This is a genomic window from Bradyrhizobium sp. BWA-3-5, from assembly GCF_032917985.1.
Classification (GTDB): domain Bacteria; phylum Pseudomonadota; class Alphaproteobacteria; order Rhizobiales; family Xanthobacteraceae; genus Bradyrhizobium.
Map to the genome: position 1 here is coordinate 7507152 of NZ_CP136626.1, position 17273 is coordinate 7524424.

The following is a 17273-nucleotide window of genomic DNA, read 5'->3' on the forward strand; positions in this document are numbered from 1 at the left end:
GTAAAACACGCCCTATGCCAGATGACATTCTACCATTCCCTGGGGCGGGCGGACCATGCGCGCTGGTGCCTCATGGCGGCAACGCTCGACCGCAATGCGGCAGCGCGGATTGAACCGGCAGCCCGGCGGGATATTGGAGGGGTCGGGCATGGCGTCGCCAAGCCCGAGATCGGGCACTCCCCGGCCCGGTTCCGGCGTCAGCACGCTTTCCAACAGCACCTTGGTGTAGGGATGCGCGGGCCTTCGAAACAGCGCGTCGGTCTCGTTGCGCTCGACGATCCGGCCAAGATACATCACCGCGACCTCGCTCGCGACGTGCTCGACCACCGCGAGGTTGTGGCTGATGAAAAGATAGGTCAGGCCGAGGTCCCTGCGCAGATCGGCCAGCAGGTTGAGGATCTGCGCCTGCACCGAAACGTCGAGCGCACTGGTCGGCTCGTCGCAGATCACGATGCGCGGCTCCAGCACCAACGCCCGCGCAATCGCCGCGCGCTGGCGCTGGCCGCCGGAGAGCTGCGCCGGCATCCGCTCGCCCATCGCGGCCGAGAGGCCGACGCGCTCGAGAATGCCGCCGACGCGGCGCTCGATCTCGGCGCGCGAGAACGTGCCCTGGGCCTCCAGCGGCAACGCGACGATGTCCTTGATGCGCCGGCGCGGATTGAGCGAGGCGAACGGGTCCTGGAACACCGGCTGGATCAGTCGGGCGCGCGCCTTGCGATCGAGATCGAACAGCCGCTTGCCGTCGACCAGCACGGTCCCCGCCGTCGGCTTAAGCAGTCCGAGGATCAACCGCGCCAGAGTTGACTTGCCGCAGCCGGATTCGCCGACCACGCCAAGCACGCTGCCGGCCGGCACGCTGAAGGTGACGTCGTCGACCGCGATCACGCGCTTTTCCGCCGCCATCAGGCCGGTGCGGACGCGAAATTCACATCGGAGGTTCTCGACCTCGATCGCTGCAGTCATGCGGGTTGCAGCTCCGCCCAGCCCGGCTCGAGCCGGCAAAGAAAATCATGCGCCTCGCCCGCCGGCCGCCGCGGGATCGCGCGGGTGCAGGTCTCATCGGCATGGGCGCAGCGCGAGCGAAAGGCGCAGCCGGCAAACCCTTCGCCGATCGCCGGCACGATGCCGGGGATCGAGCCAAGGGGCTTGTCGCGCTGCACGCGGCCCGGCACCGGCACGCAGGACAACAGCCCGCGCGTATAGGGATGCTGCGGCGCGCGAAACAATTCCGCGGTCGGGGCACGCTCGACCACCTCGCCGGCATACATCACCGAGACATGGTCGGCGACGCGCGCGACGATGCCGAGGTCGTGGGTGATCAGGAGGATCGACAGGCCGAGCTCGCGCTGCAGCGAGGCGAGCAGCCGCAGGATCTGCGCCTGCACGGTGACGTCGAGCGCGGTAGTCGGCTCGTCGGCGATCAGAAGTTCAGGATCGCACATCAGCGCCATCGCGATCATGACGCGCTGGCGCAGGCCGCCGGAAAGCTGGTGCGGAAACTGGCCGAGCCGCATGCCGGGCGCGGTGATGCCGACGCGCCCCATCAGTTCGGCGGCGCGGTCGAGCGCGGCGGTACGCGAGCCGCCCTTGTGGCGCGTCATCACCTCGGCCATCTGCGAGCCGATGGTGAAGGCGGGATTGAGGCTGGTCATCGGCTCCTGGAAGATCATCGCCATGCGGTTGCCGCGCAGGCGCGCCATCTCGCGGTCCGATAGCGAAGTGAGGTCCGTGCCGGCAAAATTCATTCGTTTCGCCGAACGCTGGCCGCCGCGCGCCAGCAGGTTCATCACCGCCAGCGCCGTCACCGACTTGCCGCAGCCGGATTCGCCGACCAGGCAATGAGTCTCACCCTTCTCGACCCGGAACGAGGTGCCGCGCACCGCCGCGGTGCGGCCGAACGTGACACGAAGCTCCTCCACTTCCAGCAATGCGCTCATCGCAGCCGCTCCGAGCCGAGGAGATTGCGCAGTCCGTCGCCGACCAGGTTGATGCCGAGCACGAGAACGGCCAGCGCGACGCCGGGGATCATGATCACCCAGGGCGAGAAGAACATGTAGTCCTTGCCTTCCGCGATCATCAGCCCCCAGGACGGCAGCGGCGGCGGCACGCCAAGCCCGAGGAACGACAGCGCCGCTTCGAGCAGGATCGCCAGCGCCATCTCCAGCGTCGCCACCACGGCGAGATGGCTCGCGATATTGGGCAAAATCTCCTTGATCAGGATATGTGGCATCGACGCACCGGCGCACCAGGCGGCGCTGACATAATCGTGGTTGCGAACCTGCATGGTGGTGGCGCGCGCCACGACGGCGAAGCGGTCCCATAGCAGTAGCCCCAGTGTCGCGACAACCAGCCCAAGGCCCGATCCCATCAGCCCGACCACGGCGAGCGCGACCAGCACGACGGGGATCGACAATCGCGTCGTGATGGCGAACAGCACGAGGTCGTCGATGCGGCCGCCGAAGAAGCCGCCGAGCACGCCGAGCGTGGTGCCGATCAGTCCCGACGTAATCACCGTCATGATGCCGATCAGAAGCGAGATGCGCGCGCCATAGACCAGCCGCGCCAGATAATCGCGCCCGAGCTGATCGGTGCCGAGCAGATGGCCCGCCTGGCTGCCCTCCATCCAGAACGGCGGCTTGAGACGGTTGCCGAGATCCTGGGTGAACGGGTCCGCCGGCACCAGCCAGTTGCCGATCAGCGCTGCCGCCAGCACCAGCGCGACGATGGCAATGCCGATCGCAAAGCCGGCGGTACCGATCCGCGACGTCGCGATCGTCGAGGGCTGTGGCGCCTGAATGGCAATCGGCTCGCTCATCCCGTTCGCAGCCTCGGATCGAGCAGCGCGTTGAGGATGTCAGCCAGCAACGTGAGCCCGATATAGAACACCGCCAGCACCAGCACCACGGCCTGCACGACAGGGAAATCATTCTTGGCGATGCTCTCCCAACCGAGATAGCCGACGCCGTGCAGCGCGAACACCGTCTCGATCACGATCGAGCCGCCGAGCATGAAGCCGAGCTGAACCGCGGCGATCGAAACGACGGGGATCGCGGCGTTGCGCAGCGCGTGCTTGAAGATGATGCGCGCTCGCGACAGGCCTTTGGCGCGCGCGGTGCGGATGTAATCGGAAGCCATCGCCTCGATCATGCCGGAGCGTGTCAGCCGCGTCAGCGCCGGGATCGCGGTGAAGGCGAGCACGATACCGGGCATTACGAAATGCTGCCAGGTGCCGGTGCCTGAAATCGGCAGGATGCCGAGCTGTAAACCGAGCACGATCATCAGGATCAGGGCCAGCCAGAAACTCGGGACCGCCTGCCCGACCATCGTGAACATGGTGACGCTGCGATCGATCCAGGTATTCTCCCGGAGCGCCGCCAGGATGCCGAGCGGGATCGAGACGATCAAAGCGAGACTGAGGCCGACCAGGCCGAGGGTCAGCGTGATCGGCAGGCGTTTCTGGATCAGGTTGGCCACGCTGTCCTTGAAGAAATAGCTCTGGCCGAAATCGCCGACCAGGGCGCGGCCGGTCCAGGCGAAGAACTGCACGTAGAGCGGGCGATCGAGCCCATAGGCCTTGCGCACGATCTCGACGTCAGCCTGCGTCGCCGACGGACCTGCGATCGAAACCGCAAGGTCGCCCGACAGCCGCGTCAGCATGAACGCAAGCGTCATGACGGTCAGCGCGACCAGCACCCCGAGAGCAAGACGCCTGGCAATCAGACGCAACATCTACAAAACTCCAGCGCCGACGACACGCTTCGTTATCGGCGAAACATGCGTAACCGTGTCATCAAAGCGTCTTCCCATGCAAGAGACGATTGCAGGAATGTCCCGCTGCAGCAACGGTCTATTATGCTGATGCAATGTGTGTGCCATTCGGAGACGTCCCGCTTGCCTCCAGATGTAATGCCCACGATGCGAACGGGCGCGACGAGCCTCCTGGGAATAAAAGAGCGCTAGTCATCCCTCCGCTCGGCGACGTCAAGATTTTGTCCCAGTCTGTTCCGCAGGATTGACGCAATCCCGACCGAGCGTCGCGCCGCGAATTTGCGGCCCGGGCGCCGTCGGGGGGAATGATGAAGTCCGTTCTGAAGCCGGTCATTTGGCTCTACATCGCAGCAGCCTGCGCTTATATTTTCTACGAGTGGTATTCTTACACGGGCCTCTATCGGCTGGCCGCCGAATGGCAGCTGGAGCACTACGGCTCCTACCAGTTGAAGCTCACCCTGCTCGTTCCGCTGCTGGTCCTGCTCGCACCAGCCGCGGTCCTTGTCTCACTTACCGGCATGCAGGATCAACTGCGCAGTGCAACCCAAGGCGGCGGATCGCCGGCGCTGTTCGCCTTGGTGGGTGCCGTGGCCGTCGCGGTCGCGGCCGGAGCCGGCTGGTATGGCTATGTGAAGTCGATGGAAGCGGTCGACGTCGAGAGCCTCGATCTGTCGAAGGGCGACACGCCGCGATCAACCCATGTGACCATCACCGGCGTTGCGCGAACCGAATACATCGTCGAGTTCGGGAGAAAATCTTCCGACACGATGCTCGATCGCTACATTCCATTGACCGCGGCGACGTGGCGGCCAGGCCAGCCCGTCGTTTATTTCATGAAGACCAACACCACGGCCTATATGCCGCCCGGCGGCGGCGGCATGATGATGCTTTCGCCGAGGACGCCGGCCTTCCAGATCACGACGCAGCCGGGCGTCCTGGTGCGTGACGGCCTTCCGGGTCCCGTCAGCGAGCACTACCGCAAGAACAAGCTCACCCTCGCATCGCCGCCGATTCTGCTCGACCTCAGCTACGGCGCGGATGTGAAGCCGTTCTTCATGACCGCCGGGGTCAGCGGCGTGCTCGGCTGCATCATGCTATTCGCGGCCGGAGCGTCGGCGCTGCGCCAGCGACGTCAGGAGATGTAACGGCTTGGCGCGAACGGCGCCACGTCATAGGGCGGCGGCGCGCCACCGATCATGGCGGCAATGGCAGCGCCGGTCGCGGGCCCGGTCGTAAAACCGATGTGCTGATTGCCGAACGCAAGCCATAACCTGGCATGCCGCGGCGCCGGGCCGATCATCGGCAGGCTGTCGGGCAGCGTCGGCCGCGAGCCGCGCCAGGGTTCACCGACGGCATCGCCGAACTCGATGACGCCGCGCGCCAGCGGCACCACCTGATCGAGCTGCGCGAACGAGGACGGCGCGTCGCGATCGGTCAGCTCGACACCCGAGGTGACGCGGATGCCCTGCTCCATCGGCGTCATGATGAAACCGCCGTCGATGTCATAGACCGGACGCCGCAGCGAACGCGCCGGGTTCGGCTTGAATTCACGATGGTAGCCGCGCTCAAAGGCGAGCGGCACGCGATAGCCGAGCGGGCGCAGAAGATCTGCCGACCACGGTCCCAGCGCGACCACCACATGGCGCGCCGAGATCGCGGAAGAGGTCAGCACCACGTGCCAGCCTTCGCCGTCCGGCACGACCGCCTTGACCTCCGCCTGCCTGATCTCGCCGCCGGCCCCGGTGAACATCCGCGCATACGCCTTGACCACGGCGCCCGGCGAATCGACCGAGGCGGTCTGCGTGTGCAGCAGGCCCACCTTGTAGACAGGCAGAATATCTGGCTCGAGCGCAGAGATGGCCTGGCGATCGAGTAGTTCGCTGGCGATGCCATATTCCGCGAGCAGCGCCTGTTCCTGCTTCGCTGCGGTGGTCGCTTCGCCGCGCCACGCCTTCAACCAGCCGGTTTCGCGGAGGCGGTGGCCGGCTCCGGCCTTCACGATCCATTCGCGGTGCAGTTTTGCCGACGCGCCGATCAATCCGTGCAGGGCGGCCGCGCGCGGCTTGAAGCGCGACGCCGACATGTCGGCGAGAAAGCGCGCGACCCAGCCGGCGTTACGCACCGCCCAGGACGGATTCCACCGCAGCGCCGCGTAGCGGTTGGTCAGGTATTTCGGCAGCACCTTCCATAGCGTGGGATTGTTGAACGGCGCGATCGAGCCGCTACTGATGATACCCGCATTGCCATATGACGTTTCGCTGCCTGGCTCGCGCCGATCGATCAGGACAACCGACAATCCGCGCGCTCGTGCCGCATAGGCCGTCGACACGCCGACGATGCCCGCGCCGAGCACCACGACGTCAGCTCTGTCTTCCACCATCGATTTTCCGACCACTTCCCGAACGAGACCTTCGCATCATGGGCGGCGTGGCGCCGGTGGGCAACATCGGAAGTTCCGCTTCCAACAGAAGTTCCGATCCCCACAAATGATGGCCAACGAGACGGCGATGATGGCGGCGCGCAAGTCAAGAAGTCGCGGGTCGACCTGCAGGCCGGCATGCCGGCCGAGGTGATCGTGCCGACGCGTCCGCGCACGCTGTTCGAATATCTGCTCGGGCCGCTGCGCGACGAGATCACCCGCGCGATCCGCGAACGCTGACGAGGAGGTGGCCATGGCCGAATCCGAGAAGAACGCGCGCCGCTCCGACGAAGCCGAACGCAGCCGCCATATCTCGACAACCGAATCGGTCGCATTCGCCACCATGCTGCTCGGCCTGCTCAACGATTCCGACACCGCGCTGCATCGCCTCGAACACGAAGGCGAAGCCCGCGCGTCGGAGCCAGCTGCCCTACAGCCGCACCCTGCAGAGGCCTCCGTTGCGCCGGCACCCACTGAGGCCGGGCTTGCCCATGACGACCAGCACGCCAGTACGATCGATGCTCCTCCACCGGATATCTCGCCCGCCATTCACAACGACGCCTCGGCAACCTTCTCGTCACAAGAGGCAAGCCTTCTCGTCGACGATGCGTCTTCGATTAGAACGGTCGCCACAGAAATCACGACATCCTCGTCGGCGCCATCGAGCTTCACCGCGTCGATAGACCACCCGACATCAGTTGCCGCGAGCAGCGCGCCGGCTGGCGGCACTCCTCCGGTCCGTTACCACCTCGGCGCATCCGTTCACACCGTCGCAGACACCGTCACCGGTATCCTGGACACGGCGCTAGCGACGGTCTCGGGCACGATCGCAAGCTTGACCGCCACGGTGACGCAAGTGACCTCGACCGTATCGGATACGGTCAGCCACCTCACCGACGGCCTGCTCGGCACGGTCACCGGCTCTGCCCATGACGCACCGTCGACGGGCGTGGTCGAGCCGCCGGCGGCGAACCTTCTCGGTCAAGCGCTCAGCCCAATAGACTCCGGCACCCACCGCATCTCTCTGCTCGACACCGCGGGCGCGATTCCGACATCGCTGCTGCATCCGATGCCGCTGCAGCTTGGCTTTCTCGGCCAGCCGACGATGGACGGCCATGAACCCCATGACGGCGCATTCTCGGCACTGGGAATTCATCACTTCTGAAAAAAGCCGGCCGATCAAGTCACGATCAGGTCTTTAGGCGCATCAACGACGCTCAATTGATAAAGGCCCGCATGACGGCGCGGCCCAAGGCACGCGAATGTCGCCCGCGCGCCATCATGTGGCACGGCCACCGCCTTGATCCTGCGCGATTCAGGTTCGACGATATCGGCGGCGAGCCGGGTCGCATTTGTAGAAGCGTAGCGAGCAATTCCGAATGCCCGTATCAGCAGGTCGCGAAACGGCCGATGCGGAGAGTCTGGCGATCCTTCGCCAGGATGCGCCGGCCGGCCGCGGCAGCGCGACGACATTGCGGCGCAGGTTTGTGATTGGCCTGGCGGGCGCAACGTTCATCGGCGCGATCGGAGGAGCCGCCTGCGTTCTGTTCGCTCCCGACCTCCTGTTTGATGAACCGTCCTGCTCGCCGTCGGCGCGCGGCTCCGACCTTGGCGGATGCATTGCTTCGCTGCCGATCCCTGACATTGCGGTGACGATCACCGCGACGGTCCGGCTCTCGTCAAATGGCGACACGCTGCTGCTCGGCGGCCCGCTTCGCAGCGACACGACAAAGGTCGTCCTCGCCGCGTTCAACGTCGCGGAGCAGCGGGAGATGTGGCGCACCGCGCTCGATGACTTTGGTCCCGACGTCAGGATCACCGTCTCCGCCGCCGGCGACAAGGCCGCGGCCTGGGGCACAGGCGGCATTCGCGTGCTGGATTTGCCCGGCGGCAAGCCCATCATGGCGGTGCCGGCCGACGCGCTCGGCAGCCGTCTGTTCTTTGACGTGGCGTTCTCCGAGGACGGTTCCGGCATCCTGACCGGCGATGCCGCGCGGCGGAGGAGCTTTCGCATCAAGGATGCGGCATCCGAATCGACGCCTGCGCCCGGCTTTGACCAGGCCGAAGCCTGCCGCGCATCGGGCCATGTCGGGCAAAGCAACAGCGGAAGCGTCCGCAGCCGCGACGGCAAATCCGTCGTGCTGCTGCCGACGGCCCTGTCGGGCGCACCGGTTCAGCTCAGCCGATCTGCCCGCAGCAGCGAGCTGGCGGCAATCATCTGCGGGACGAAATCCGTCAGCCTGCTCGTCGGACCTCCTGGCTGGGAGGACGTCACGGCACTGTTTGCGTCGTTCTCGCCCCGCAACGACCGGCTCGCGATCGTCTATGCCGGCAAGACATCAGATGGAGCGTGGCGCACCCTGATCGATATCCGCGATGCCAGAGCATCGGTGGAACGGCTCGCCTCGTTTCCGATCAGGGGCAATGTCGGTTACCGGATCGGCTGGTCGCAGGATGCACGCCACCTCGCCGCCATCCGCTCCATCAATGGCGAAACCGATGCGCTGATCTACGCTATCCCCTGAGTCCGCGAGCAAATGTGAGCCTGCCATGACCCGCGTCGCCTCGACCACCCTCCTCCTTGTTCTGACTGCGTGCCTTGCTGTTTTCCTTGGCACCGATGCGGCGCTCGCCCAGTGGAGCGGACGTGCCACGGCCAGCATAGGGCGCAGCTACGGAAATCTGGCGCTGAGCCAATCGATCCTCAGCGGCACGCGGCGTCTCGGAGATGCCGCGCCGTCGCCCGGCTCGCCCGCGGCGCCAGGCCTCACGACGCCGGCGCAGACCGCCGCGGCGTTGAACTATGCAACCGACCCGCAGCACAGCGAGCGCATCCGCGCCGAGATGATCACAAACATGAGCGGATCGGATGCCGCGTTGCGCGCCGATCTGGAAAAAGCTTTCGCTGACAACGCCGTGCTGAAGGAGTTCGACCGCATCATGTCCGCGAGCGGCTATTCGAGCCGCAACGTCGCCGACGACATGTCGGTGCTGCTCCGCTTCACGTGGGAAACATTCAGCGGCAGCACCGCCAGCAAGGCGGAGATCAAGGGCATCCGCCGGCAGGTCCTTGGCATCTTCCTCGGCACGCCGAGACTGCGCGCGATGACCAATGCCGAGCGCCAGGACATGGCCGAGCGGATCGCCTACCACGTCGTGCTTGGCACCTTGGCGAGAGACGAGGCGCTGCGCAGCGGCGATCGCGCGCGAGTCACGCAGGTCCGGCAGTCGGCGGCCGCGACGCTGCAGGCACATATCGGCATCGACATGTCGCAGCTTCGGCTGACCGAGCGGGGATTCTTCAAGAAACTCTGACGGGAAAATCCGGCGTCAGCCGCGGCGCGCCTTCTCGATCGCGGCGACGTCGATTTTCTTCATCGTCATCATCGCATCAAATGCGCGCTTGGCCTCAGCGCCGCCCGCCGCGAGCGCCTCGTTCAGCACGCGCGGCGTGATTTGCCAGGAGATGCCCCATTTGTCCTTGCACCAGCCGCAGGCGCTTTCCTGCCCGCCATTGCCGACGATCGCGTTCCAATAGCGGTCGGTCTCCGTCTGATTGTCGGTGGCGATTTGGAACGAGAAGGCTTCGTTGTGTTTGAAGGCCGGGCCGCCGTTGAGGCCCAGGCACGCCACGCCGGCAACAGTGAATTCGACCGTCAGTACATCACCCGCCTTGCCGGACGGGTAGTCACTGGGCGCGCGATGGACCGCGTGCACGGCGCTGTCGGGGAAGGTTTCCGCGTAGAAGCGGGCCGCAGCCTCGGCGTCCTTGTCGTACCAGAGACAGATCGTGTTCTTTGCCATTGTGCGTCCTTTCGGTTCCAGGCTGAGGTCCGGCCATCAGCGCATACCCTGCTTAGCGAGCCTTGATGTCCAGCCTAGAAGACGTCCGGCGACGCCTCTTTCCGACATCCTTCTTTGCGCGACATCACGAACGCGCAAGGCCGTCCGCCGCGACGTTGCAGAGGCTGTTACGATTGGAGTAGTGCGCAAGCGTGCGCGTTCCAGCAAGAACGGAATGGCGCGCCCGAAAGGATTCGAACCTCTGACCCCCAGATTCGTAGTCTGGTGCTCTATCCAGCTGAGCTACGGGCGCGTTTTCGCTTAGGGCTTGACAGGCCCGGATGCGTCCGAAGGCTCGGACGGCCGCGAAAGAGCGCTCTAGCTACCTGCTCCGGCTTCGCTTTGCAAGGTCCGGAAATGCGGTTAGGGGGCGAATAAAGCGGTGGTAAATGCGCGGTTCGGATTAGTCTCGCGCCTTGCCGCTGGATTGGGGGGGACGCCTCGCATCGCCCCGGAATGACTTGAGAGAACAAGCCATTACGCTAGCGCCCGCTCGTTGCGGACGCTCTGCAGTTCCACCGGACGATCGGGAATCGAGATCCGGAAGGTGGCGCCGATGGTGCCCTCGACCAGATGGATGTCGCCGTCATGGGCGCGGACCAGCTCGGCGGCGATCGCAAGACCCAGCCCGCTGCCGCCGGGGCGGCCGGAGGTCTGGAATGCCTCGAACAGATGCTCGCGCGCCTTGGCCGGCACGCCGGGACCGGTATCGGACACTTCGATGATCGCGACCGAGCCTTCGCGGCGGCCGGTGATGCGGATCTGCAAGGGCGAGCCGTCGCCTTTCGGCCGGCTGTCCAGCGCCTGCACCGCGTTGCGCACCAGATTGAGCAGCACGCGGAACAGCTGGTCCGGATCGGCATCGATCGACAGCCCGCGCTCGATCGCGCTGATCCATGTGATCGAGGCGTCGGCGGCAAGGCCGGCGGATTCGCGCACCTCGGTCACGACAGGCTCGACCTGAATCATGCGGCGGTCGGGCGCGGCTTCCTGGGCGCGGCCGTAAGACAGCGTCGACTGGCAGAAATCGATGGCGCGCTCCAGCGAGCGCATGAGCTTCGGCGCAAAGCGCTGCACTCTCGGATCCGGCACGCTGGCGAGCTGGTCCGACAGCAATTGCGAGGACGCCAAGAGGTTGCGCAGATCGTGATTGATCTTCGACACCGCAAGGCCGAGCGCGGCGAGGCGGCTCTTCTGCGAAAGCATCGAGACCAAATCGCGCTGCATGTCGGACAGTTCGCGCTCGGCAACCCCGATTTCGTCGCCGCGCTGGCTCGGTACGATGATGCGCGCCGCGCTTTCCGGGTTTTCGTGGAAGCCGACGAGATTGGCGGTCAGGCGACGCATCGGCCGCACGAACAAATAATGCAGCGCGAGGTAGACCAGGCCTGCCGCCAGCAACGCGATGCCGAGCGACACCACGAGAAGGTTGCGGGAAAACCGGTACATCGCCTGCCGCAGCGGCAATTCGTCGATCACGACCTCGATGAACTGCGCCCCGCCGGGCGCCGGCCCGACCACGCGGATCGACTGGTTGCCGCGCTCCAGCATGGTCTCGAACGATTCGACGATCGCCGACCACACCGTGATCGTCCGCAGGTCGATATCGCGATCGATCTGCGCCGGCAGCTCGGCACTGGCAAGCAGCCGGCGTTGCTGGCCCATCTTGATCGCGACCGCCCGCGCGCCGACGCTGGTCAGGATCTGCCGCGCCAGCGAATCCGGGACCATCCCGAGCGGCGCCGCGTCAAGCACCAGCGCGGCGGTATTGGCCGCGGCAAGGCGGTCGTTCAGGCGGTTGGTCCAGAAATTTGCAATCGAGGGTATGTAGATCAACAGAAGGGCGATCATCACGAGCGGGATGGTCAGCAGCAACAGCTTGCCGGACAGCCCGAGCCGACGCGGTGCGCAGGACCGCGGTGCTTGGGGGGTCGGCTGGTCGTCGATCGCTGACACGAATAGCTGCCCTGATATCTCTGAGGCTATGGACCCCGCCCGACCCACGCTGCCCAACCTATAGATGGGTCGGTCGGACCCTGATTCCGAGGATGCGTTTGGGGCGTCGGCCGGTCAAATTACCGATCGCTAATGTCCCGTGGTTCGGGCGATCCGGAGACGGCGCCGTCTCGCCCCTAAAAACCCCGCGAAAACAGATATATTCGCCTCAATTGCGACGTTTCAAAGAACGCACGCTGCGGCAACCCCCGACATTGACGAAAACAGGTCACTCCCGTATAAGCCGCGCCAACTGTCCGCGATGGCCCGGTTCACCCGGGGGCGGCTCATTTGGGGCCGTAAATGGCCTTTTTGGGGCCGGCCCGCATCATCGGACTTGATCTCAATCCAACAGGCAAATTGCCCGGTCAGCGGAGAACTACCCGTGAAGCGGACTTATCAACCCAGCAAACTGGTGCGCAAGCGCCGTCACGGCTTCCGCGCCCGTCTCGCCACTGCCGGCGGCCGCAAGGTCCTCGCCGCCCGCCGTGCGCGCGGCCGCAAGCGTCTGAGCGCCTGAGCCGGATCTTCCGGAGATTTTATTCATGGATCGGCTGAGGCAGCGGGCGGATTTTCTCGCCGTTGCCAATGGCACGCGGGCCAATAGCGCTGCCTTCGTCGTGCAGGGCCGGCCCCGCGACGATGCTGGCCCGATCCGGATCGGTTTCACCGTTACCAAGAAAAACGGCACCGCTACCGAGCGCAATCGAATCCGGCGCCGGCTTCGCGAACTGGTGAAGCGGCTGGATGTCATATCCATGCGACCCCACCATGATTATGTGCTGGTAGGCCGCCGGGCTGCGCTCACCCGCGACTTCGCCACCATGCTCGACGATCTCCGCTCGGCGCTGCATCGCCTCGACCGGCAGCCGAAACCGCAAGGCGGCGGCAAGGCGCGCTTGAGCGCGGTGGATACCGGCGCATCCGAACCAAAAACGAGGGCCTCGGGTCCGACGGCAGTCGGAACCGGCAAGACCCGCAGTCCGAATTGAATGGCGAGACCCCGAAACGATGACCGATAATCGCAACACCATCCTCGCCGTCATTCTGTCCGGCCTGGTCCTGATCGCCTGGCAGTATTTCTACAACGTGCCGCAGATGGAGCGGCAGCGCGCGCAACAGCAGACTCAGGCCGAGCTCAACAAGCCGGCGCCGCAGTCGGCCCCGGCCCCGGGCGCCGCCACGCCGCAACCGGGCGCGACGCCTGCCCCCGGCGCGCCCGCCGGCCAGGCCGGTCAGGCCGCCCAGCCGGTCGTCAGCCGCGACACCGCCATCGCCGCGACGCCCCGCATCAAGATCGAGACGCCGCGCCTTTCCGGCAGCATCGCGCTGAAGGGCGGCCGTATCGACGACCTCTCGCTGGAGAAATTCCGCGACACCGTCGATCCCAAATCGCCCGCGATCGTGCTGTTCTCGCCGTCGAATACGGCGCACCCCTATTATGCCGAGTTCGGCTGGGTCGCGGCCTCGGGCACGACCGCGCGGCTTCCTGACCGCGAGACGGTGTGGCAGCAGGAGGGCTCCGGCAGCCTGACGCCGGAGAAGCCGATAACGCTGAAATGGGACAATGGCGAGGGCCTCACATTCCGCCGCACGATCGCGATCGACGACCGCTATCTCTTCACCATCAAGGATGACGTCACCAATGTCGGCAGTGCGCCGGTCACGCTCTATCCGTTCGCGCTGATTTCCCGGCACGGCACGCCCGAGGTCTCGGGTTACTACATCCTGCACGAAGGCCTGATCGGCTATCTCGGCGAGCAGGGCCTGCAGGAATTCGGCTACAAGAAGATCGATGAGGCCAAATCCGTCGACTTCAAGGTCACCAATGGCTGGCTCGGCATCACCGACAAATACTGGGCGTCGGCGCTGCTGCCCGACACCACGGCCAAGCTGCAGGCACGCTTCGCCTCCAACCAGGTCGGCACCAAGCACCACTACCAGACCGATTACCTGCTGGAGCCGCAGACCATTGCGATCGGCGGCAGCGGCAGCGCCAATGCGCGGCTGTTCGCGGGCGCCAAGGAGGCCGGCGTCGTCGGCATCAACTTCCCGCTCGCCGGCCATGGCGGCTACAACAAGCAGCTCGGGCTGAACCATTTCGATCTCTTGATCGACTGGGGCTGGTTCTACTTCATCACCAAGCCGATGTTCCTGCTGCTCGACTACTTCTTCCACCTGGTCGGCAATTTCGGCGTCTCGATCCTTCTGGTGACGGTGCTGGTGAAGCTGGCGTTCTATCCGCTCGCCAACAAGTCCTACGCGTCGATGGCGAAGATGAAGTCGGTGCAGCCGCAGCTGCAGGCGCTGAAGGAGCGCTATCCGGACGACCGGCAGAAGCAGCAGCAGGAGATGATGGAGATCTACCGCAAGGAGAAGATCAACCCGATCGCCGGGTGTCTTCCGGTGGCGCTGCAGATCCCGGTGTTCTTCTCGCTCTACAAGGTGCTGTTCGTCACCATCGAAATGCGCCACGCGCCGTTCTACGGCTGGATCAAGGACCTCTCGGCGCCCGATCCGACCACGATCTTCAACCTGTTCGGGCTGCTGCCGTTCGATCCGACTGTTGTGCCGGTGTTCGGGCATTATCTCGCGCTCGGCGTCTGGCCGATCATCATGGGTATCACGATGTGGTTTCAGATGAAGCTGAACCCGACGCCGCCGGATCCGACCCAGAAGATGATCTTCGACTGGATGCCGCTGATCTTCACCTTCATGCTGGCGGGCTTCCCGGCAGGCCTCGTGATCTACTGGGCCTGGAACAACCTGCTCTCGGTCGTGCAGCAGAGCTACATCATGCGCAAGAACGGCGTGAAGGTGGAGCTGTTCGACAATCTCAAGGCGACGTTCACGCCTAAAAAAAAAGAAAGCCTGACGAGTAGTTCATAACAGCTTCTCTGAGTACTGAACCGTCATGCCCGGTCTTGTGCCGGGCATCCACGTCTTAAAGTGCCGCGATGGAGAAAAAAGACGTGGATGGCCGGGACGAGCCCGGCCATGACGAGCAATGGAAAGAACCTTCGCACATGACCACCGACATCGATGCGAAGCTGATTGAAGAAGGGCGAAAGCTCTTTGCGGGCGACTGGAAGTTCGTCTGGGCCTCGCCCTCGATCGAGACGCTGCCGCCGATGGCCGGCATGGAAGTGGCGTTTGCCGGCCGCTCCAATGTCGGCAAATCGAGCCTGATCAACGCGCTCACCGGCCGCAACGCGCTGGCCCGCACCTCGCATACGCCGGGCCGCACCCAGGAACTGATCTTCTTCGACGGCCCGGATGGCACAGGCCTGCGGCTGGTGGACATGCCCGGCTATGGCTATGCCTCGGCGCCCAAGACCCAAGTCGCCTCCTGGACCAAGCTGATCCATCAATTCCTCTTGGGACGCGCCACGCTGGCGCGAGTCTATGTGCTGATCGACGCGCGCCACGGCATCAAGGATGTCGATCAGGACGTCTTGAAGACGCTGGACAAGTCCGCGGTAAGCTATCAGGTCGTGCTGACCAAGGCCGACCAGGTGAAGAAGCCCGAGCTGGAGAAAAACATCGCCGCAACCACGGCGGCGCTCGCCAAGCATCCGGCGGCGTTTCCGGAGATATTGGTGACATCCTCGCGCACCGGTGCCGGCATGCCCGAATTGCGCGCTGCGATGGTGCGGCTGTTGAAGGAGCGAGGCTGATGGGCCGCACCGGTCGCATCCTGATCGTGCTCGCCGCGATCATGGGTGCCGACGGCGTCATGCTGGCGGCAGCCTCGGCCCATGGCGCGGACGCGTCGCGGCTGGCGTCGGCCTCGTCGATGCTGCTGTTTCATGCCTCCGCGGTATTGGGTACCGTCGTGCTGGCTGAGCGCGCCATCGTTCACACGAGAATCGGCCTCGTGGCGGCGTTCGGCCTTGTTCTCGGCGCGAGCCTGTTCGCCGGCGACCTGACGCTGCGGCACTATGCTGGCGACGGGCTGTTTCCGATGGCCGCGCCGACCGGTGGGACGCTGTTGATCGCCAGTTGGCTGGCGCTCGCGGTCGCAGCGGCGTGGCCGAAGAAAGGGTAATCTCGTGTCCCGGACGCGGTGCAGCCTAGGCGATGCGTAGCATCGTCCGGCAGCGCTGCTCCGCAGAGCCGGGACCCATTGGCGGCCACATAGGCCCCGGCTCTGCAGCGCACTGCCGGAGTCGCGCAAAGCGCGATCCTGGACGCGCTGCGCTGCGTCCGGGGCATGAGCCTCCGCAATTCCCCCCACTTTGCGCCCTGCCCGCCAATCGGATAGAACCCGGCCCGACATCCGAGAAATGGCGAGACCCGCTTCATGACCTCAGCGCCGAATATCAGTGCTCTCGATCAGGCCCGCATCCTGTCGGAAGCGCTGCCGCACATGCAGCAATATGACGAGGAAACCATCGTCATCAAATATGGCGGGCACGCCATGGGCGCCGAGGAGACCGCCAAAGCATTCGCCCGGGATATCGTGCTGCTCGAGCAGACCGCGATCAATCCGGTGGTGGTGCATGGCGGCGGGCCGCAGATCGCGACCATGCTCAAGCGGCTCGGCATCCAGTCGGAATTCGCCGCGGGCCTGCGCATCACCGACGCCGCCACCATCGAGATCGTCGAAATGGTACTGGCGGGCTCGGTCAACAAGCAGCTCGTCGGCTACATCAACGAAGCCGGCGGCAAGGCTGTTGGCCTCTCCGGCAAGGACGGCAACATGGTGAAGGCGACCAAGACGTCGCGCACCATGGTCGATCCGGATTCGAACATAGAAAAGGCCGTCGATCTCGGTTTTGTCGGCGATCCCGACAAGGTCGATCTCACGCTGTTGAACCAATTGATCGGCTATGAGCTGATCCCGGTGCTGGCGCCGCTCGCGACCTCGCATGACGGCCACACGCTCAACGTCAATGCCGATACATTTGCCGGCGCCGTTGCCGGTGCCCTGAAGGCAAAGCGGCTGCTGCTCCTGACCGATGTTCCCGGTGTACTCGACAAGTCGAAGAAGCTGATCCCGGAACTGTCGGTCAAAGACGCGCGCAAACTGATCGCCGAAGGCACGATTTCCGGCGGCATGATCCCGAAAGTGGAGACCTGTATCTACGCGCTGGAGCAGGGCGTGCAGGGCGTCGTGATCATCGATGGCAAGATGCAGCACGCGGTGCTGCTCGAACTTTTCACCAACCAGGGCACCGGCACGCTGATCCACAAGTGACCGCCGCGACCTCCTCGCCGCCGTCTTTCGCGCGCCGCGTCCGCGCAG

17 protein-coding genes and 1 tRNA gene are annotated in these 17273 nt (G+C 65.0%); 10 read left to right on the forward strand and 8 right to left on the reverse strand.

All coding sequences use genetic code 11. The annotated features are described in order from the left end of the window. Positions 1-12: 12 nt before the first annotated feature. The 4 genes from RX331_RS36050 to RX331_RS36065 are packed head-to-tail and all read right to left on the reverse strand — an operon-like array spanning position 13 to position 3729. Positions 13-963 carry an oligopeptide/dipeptide ABC transporter ATP-binding protein gene (locus RX331_RS36050; RefSeq protein WP_317254317.1) on the reverse strand — a complete coding sequence of 317 codons (951 nt, stop codon included), beginning with the start codon at positions 961-963 and terminating at the stop codon, positions 13-15. Next, a complete protein-coding gene (locus RX331_RS36055; RefSeq protein ID WP_317254318.1) occupies positions 960-1937 on the reverse strand; it encodes an ABC transporter ATP-binding protein in 978 nt (325 codons plus the stop codon). The genes RX331_RS36050 and RX331_RS36055 overlap by 4 nt, the downstream gene beginning before the upstream one ends. Further along, a complete protein-coding gene (locus tag RX331_RS36060; RefSeq protein ID WP_317254319.1) occupies positions 1934-2815 on the reverse strand; it encodes an ABC transporter permease in 882 nt (293 codons plus the stop codon). The genes RX331_RS36055 and RX331_RS36060 overlap by 4 nt, the downstream gene beginning before the upstream one ends. Beyond that, positions 2812-3729, reverse strand: a complete 918-nt coding sequence (locus RX331_RS36065) for an ABC transporter permease (RefSeq protein WP_317254320.1) — start codon at positions 3727-3729, stop codon at positions 2812-2814. Before RX331_RS36065 ends, RX331_RS36060 begins: the two co-directional genes overlap by 4 nt. Positions 3730-4076: 347 nt before the next feature. On the opposite strand from RX331_RS36065, the gene RX331_RS36070 reads away from it, so the two are divergent. Then, on the forward strand, positions 4077-4913 hold the full coding sequence (locus RX331_RS36070; protein ID WP_317254321.1) for a hypothetical protein: 837 nt from the start codon (positions 4077-4079) through the stop codon (positions 4911-4913). Here the strand turns inward: RX331_RS36070 and RX331_RS36075 are convergent. After that, complete coding sequence (locus RX331_RS36075; RefSeq protein WP_317254322.1) at positions 4901-6148, reverse strand: FAD-dependent oxidoreductase; 1248 nt, start codon at positions 6146-6148, stop codon at positions 4901-4903. The two genes, RX331_RS36070 and RX331_RS36075, sit on opposite strands and share 13 nt — an antisense overlap. A gap of 292 nt (positions 6149-6440) precedes the next feature. Here RX331_RS36075 and RX331_RS36080 point away from each other — a divergent pair, with 292 nt between their 5' ends. From RX331_RS36080 to RX331_RS36090, 3 genes are all read left to right on the forward strand, one after another. After that, positions 6441-7352: a hypothetical protein gene (locus tag RX331_RS36080; RefSeq protein WP_317254323.1), complete on the forward strand. Its 912-nt coding sequence runs from the start codon at positions 6441-6443 to the stop codon at positions 7350-7352. A gap of 214 nt (positions 7353-7566) precedes the next feature. Next, the gene (locus RX331_RS36085) at positions 7567-8712 is read left to right on the forward strand and encodes a hypothetical protein (RefSeq protein WP_317254324.1); all 1146 of its coding nucleotides are present in this window, start codon (positions 7567-7569) and stop codon (positions 8710-8712) included. A 25-nt stretch (positions 8713-8737) separates the two neighbouring features. After that, the gene (locus tag RX331_RS36090) at positions 8738-9502 is read left to right on the forward strand and encodes a DUF6683 family protein (RefSeq protein WP_317254325.1); all 765 of its coding nucleotides are present in this window, start codon (positions 8738-8740) and stop codon (positions 9500-9502) included. Between the two features lie 15 nt (positions 9503-9517). Here the strand turns inward: RX331_RS36090 and RX331_RS36095 are convergent, their stop codons facing one another. The 3 genes from RX331_RS36095 to RX331_RS36105 all read right to left on the reverse strand — a co-directional run bounded on the left by RX331_RS36095 (position 9518) and on the right by RX331_RS36105 (position 11986). Further along, on the reverse strand, positions 9518-9991 hold the full coding sequence (locus RX331_RS36095) for a VOC family protein (protein WP_317254326.1): 474 nt from the start codon (positions 9989-9991) through the stop codon (positions 9518-9520). A 215-nt stretch (positions 9992-10206) separates the two neighbouring features. Further along, a tRNA-Arg gene (locus tag RX331_RS36100) sits at positions 10207-10283 on the reverse strand. A gap of 224 nt (positions 10284-10507) precedes the next feature. Then, a complete protein-coding gene (locus tag RX331_RS36105) occupies positions 10508-11986 on the reverse strand; it encodes a HAMP domain-containing sensor histidine kinase (protein WP_317254327.1) in 1479 nt (492 codons plus the stop codon). 424 nt (positions 11987-12410) lie between these two features. Here RX331_RS36105 and rpmH point away from each other — a divergent pair, with 424 nt between their 5' ends. The 6 genes from rpmH (at position 12411) to argB (ending at position 17225) form a co-directional block, all read left to right on the forward strand. Next, a complete protein-coding gene (gene rpmH, locus RX331_RS36110; protein ID WP_008542748.1) occupies positions 12411-12545 on the forward strand; it encodes a 50S ribosomal protein L34 in 135 nt (44 codons plus the stop codon). A 25-nt stretch (positions 12546-12570) separates the two neighbouring features. Further along, positions 12571-13017: a ribonuclease P protein component gene (rnpA, locus tag RX331_RS36115; protein WP_317254328.1), complete on the forward strand. Its 447-nt coding sequence runs from the start codon at positions 12571-12573 to the stop codon at positions 13015-13017. 19 nt (positions 13018-13036) lie between these two features. Next, a complete protein-coding gene (gene yidC, locus RX331_RS36120) occupies positions 13037-14914 on the forward strand; it encodes a membrane protein insertase YidC (RefSeq protein ID WP_317254329.1) in 1878 nt (625 codons plus the stop codon). A 137-nt stretch (positions 14915-15051) separates the two neighbouring features. Continuing rightward, positions 15052-15702, forward strand: a complete 651-nt coding sequence (gene yihA, locus RX331_RS36125) for a ribosome biogenesis GTP-binding protein YihA/YsxC (protein WP_317258326.1) — start codon at positions 15052-15054, stop codon at positions 15700-15702. Next, positions 15702-16073, forward strand: coding sequence for a DUF423 domain-containing protein (locus RX331_RS36130; RefSeq protein ID WP_317254330.1), 372 nt, complete (start codon positions 15702-15704; stop codon positions 16071-16073). The genes yihA and RX331_RS36130 overlap by 1 nt, the downstream gene beginning before the upstream one ends. A 255-nt stretch (positions 16074-16328) precedes the next feature. Further along, entirely contained in the window at positions 16329-17225 is an 897-nt protein-coding gene (gene argB, locus RX331_RS36135; protein ID WP_317254331.1) for an acetylglutamate kinase, read from the forward strand. The last annotated feature ends 48 nt before the right edge of the window (positions 17226-17273 follow it).

Coding starts and splice junctions, on each gene's coding strand:
- argB (WP_317254331.1), top strand. CDS start 16,329: ATGACCTCAGCGCCGAATATCAGTGCTCTCGATCAGGCCCGCATCCTG.
- RX331_RS36080 (WP_317254323.1), top strand. CDS start 6,441: ATGGCCGAATCCGAGAAGAACGCGCGCCGCTCCGACGAAGCCGAACGC.
- RX331_RS36085 (WP_317254324.1), top strand. CDS start 7,567: ATGCCCGTATCAGCAGGTCGCGAAACGGCCGATGCGGAGAGTCTGGCG.
- RX331_RS36050 (WP_317254317.1), bottom strand. CDS start 963: ATGACTGCAGCGATCGAGGTCGAGAACCTCCGATGTGAATTTCGCGTC.
- RX331_RS36070 (WP_317254321.1), top strand. CDS start 4,077: ATGAAGTCCGTTCTGAAGCCGGTCATTTGGCTCTACATCGCAGCAGCC.
- yidC (WP_317254329.1), top strand. CDS start 13,037: ATGACCGATAATCGCAACACCATCCTCGCCGTCATTCTGTCCGGCCTG.
- rnpA (WP_317254328.1), top strand. CDS start 12,571: ATGGATCGGCTGAGGCAGCGGGCGGATTTTCTCGCCGTTGCCAATGGC.
- RX331_RS36090 (WP_317254325.1), top strand. CDS start 8,738: ATGACCCGCGTCGCCTCGACCACCCTCCTCCTTGTTCTGACTGCGTGC.
- RX331_RS36065 (WP_317254320.1), bottom strand. CDS start 3,729: ATGTTGCGTCTGATTGCCAGGCGTCTTGCTCTCGGGGTGCTGGTCGCG.
- yihA (WP_317258326.1), top strand. CDS start 15,052: ATGACCACCGACATCGATGCGAAGCTGATTGAAGAAGGGCGAAAGCTC.
- RX331_RS36055 (WP_317254318.1), bottom strand. CDS start 1,937: ATGAGCGCATTGCTGGAAGTGGAGGAGCTTCGTGTCACGTTCGGCCGC.
- RX331_RS36060 (WP_317254319.1), bottom strand. CDS start 2,815: ATGAGCGAGCCGATTGCCATTCAGGCGCCACAGCCCTCGACGATCGCG.
- RX331_RS36130 (WP_317254330.1), top strand. CDS start 15,702: ATGGGCCGCACCGGTCGCATCCTGATCGTGCTCGCCGCGATCATGGGT.
- RX331_RS36095 (WP_317254326.1), bottom strand. CDS start 9,991: ATGGCAAAGAACACGATCTGTCTCTGGTACGACAAGGACGCCGAGGCT.
- RX331_RS36075 (WP_317254322.1), bottom strand. CDS start 6,148: ATGGTGGAAGACAGAGCTGACGTCGTGGTGCTCGGCGCGGGCATCGTC.